At 64.8% G+C, this 1,876-nt stretch carries 2 protein-coding genes; both read right to left on the reverse strand.

Going from position 1 to position 1,876, the window contains the following annotated elements:
• Positions 1-1,197, reverse strand: a 1,197-nt coding sequence (locus DBR22_RS20595; protein WP_108600524.1) for a lysine N(6)-hydroxylase/L-ornithine N(5)-oxygenase family protein, incomplete at its 3' end; no start/stop codon positions are given.
• A partial coding sequence (locus tag DBR22_RS20600; RefSeq protein ID WP_258229350.1) for a pyridoxal phosphate-dependent decarboxylase family protein occupies positions 1,194-1,876 on the reverse strand: 683 nt, incomplete at its 5' end. The genes DBR22_RS20600 and DBR22_RS20595, both read right to left, overlap by 4 nt.

Here is a 1,876-nt window from a genome sequence, read left to right on the forward strand (position 1 = left end):
GACAAAGCCGTGCGTATGCAGCTCGGCGTTCTGGACAAAGATTTCCCCGGGTTCGACGCCGGTGCTGTAGTTGCGTGCCACGGCGAACCTGCCCGCGGAGTCCCGGGCGATGCGGTCCCGGATGCCGGTGAGGAATCCCGGCTCGCGGTAGGTGTAGCCGGTGGCCAGGACCACGGCCTCAGTGTCCAGCGTGTAATCGGCGCCCTGTTCCTCGTGCCGGAGCTGCAGGGTGTGGGAGCCTCCCGCCGCGTTCCAGCTGGCGCCCGTCAGCGACGAATGCGTCAGGAGCTGTGTGTCCACCAGCCCGGAAAGGCTCTTGGTGTAGAGGAGATCGTAAATGGCATCGATCAGCTCGGAGTTGATGCCCTTGTACAGGTTCTTCTGGCTCCTGATAAGGCCGTCGCGCCGGTCCTGCGGCAGCCCGTGGAAGTAATCCACGTATTCCGGCGACGTCATTTCCAGCGTGAGTTTGGTGTACTCAAGCGGGAAGAAACGCCCTGACCGGGTGACCCAGTTCAGCTGGTAGCGGTGGACGTCGATTTCCTGCAGGAGCTCACAGTAGATTTCCGCGGCGCTCTGGCCGCTGCCCACGATGGTGATGCTGCGCTTTGCCTGCAGCTCACTCTTCCTCGACAGGTAGTCGGTGTTGTGGAGGACCAGTCCCCCGCCCCCGTTCACGGCGGCATCGACTATTCCGTCACAGGACGCCGGGACAAACGGTGATGTGCCGGTGCCCAGCACCAGCCGCCGCGCCAGCAGTACCTCCGGACCCCGGGGACCCTCCACTGACAGCCGGTACACGCCGCCGTCGTACGCCACATCAACCACGGCGGTGCTGAAACGGACGGACCGCAACTGGCCGGCCACCCACTGGCAGTACTGGTTGTACTCCGCGCGCAGCGGGTAGAAGTTTTCCCGGATATAGAAGCGGTAGAGGCGCCCGGTCTCTTTGAGGAAGTTCAGGAACGAGTACCGCGAGGTGGGGTCCGCGAGCGTCACCAGGTCCGCCATGAACGGCACCTGCAGGTGCGCAGGTTCCAGCATCATGCCTGGGTGCCAGTCAAAGGTCCCGCGTTGTTCCAGGAAAATGCAGTCCAGCCCGTCCACCGGTTCGCTGAGCGCGGCGAGGCCGAGGTTGAAGGGCCCGACGCCGATGCCGGCCAGATCGTAAATGCGGGGTTCAGTGGAGGTGCTCATGCGGTTGCCTCCGCTGTGGCTGTGCTGGCAAGCAGTTGGGCGCCGGTGCGGCGCAGCAGTCCGATGATGTCGCTGATGTCCCCCAGGCTGGCCTCGGCGTTGAGGAGGGTGAACTTGAGGTAGTGCCTGCCGGCCACTTTCGTGCCGGCCACCACGGCCTCGCCGGAGGCGAAAACTGCTGCGCGGATGGCCAGGTTGAGGGTGTCGGCTGCATCCTCGGAGAGCATGCGGGCGGGGTTGGCGGGACCGGAACCGGGGATGCGTGGCCTGTAGCGGAAGACCAGGGTGCTGAGCTGGGGATCGGCCGCGAGCTCGAAGTCGTCGTCGGCTGCCAGCAGGGACCCCACCCGGGTGGCGAGATCGATGGCTTCGTCAAACAGTGCGCCGATCGCGTCAGCGCCCATGATACGCAGGGTCATCCACAGCTTGAGCGCGTCAAAACGCCGCGTGGTCTGGATGCTCTTGTCCACCTGGTTGGGGACCTCGGCGAGAGCTGCACTTTCCGGGTTCAGATAGTCCGCGTAGTAGGTGACGTGCTCCAGCATGGTGCGGTCCCTGACCAGGAGGGCGCTGGAGCTGACGGGCTGGAAGAACGTCTTGTGGAAATCCACGGTGACGGAATCGGCCAGCCGCGTTCCGTCCAGCAGGTGGCGGTACCGGTTGGAGACCATCAGACCGC

Source organism: Arthrobacter sp. HMWF013, assembly GCF_003061105.1.
Taxonomy (GTDB): Bacteria; Actinomycetota; Actinomycetes; order Actinomycetales; family Micrococcaceae; genus Arthrobacter.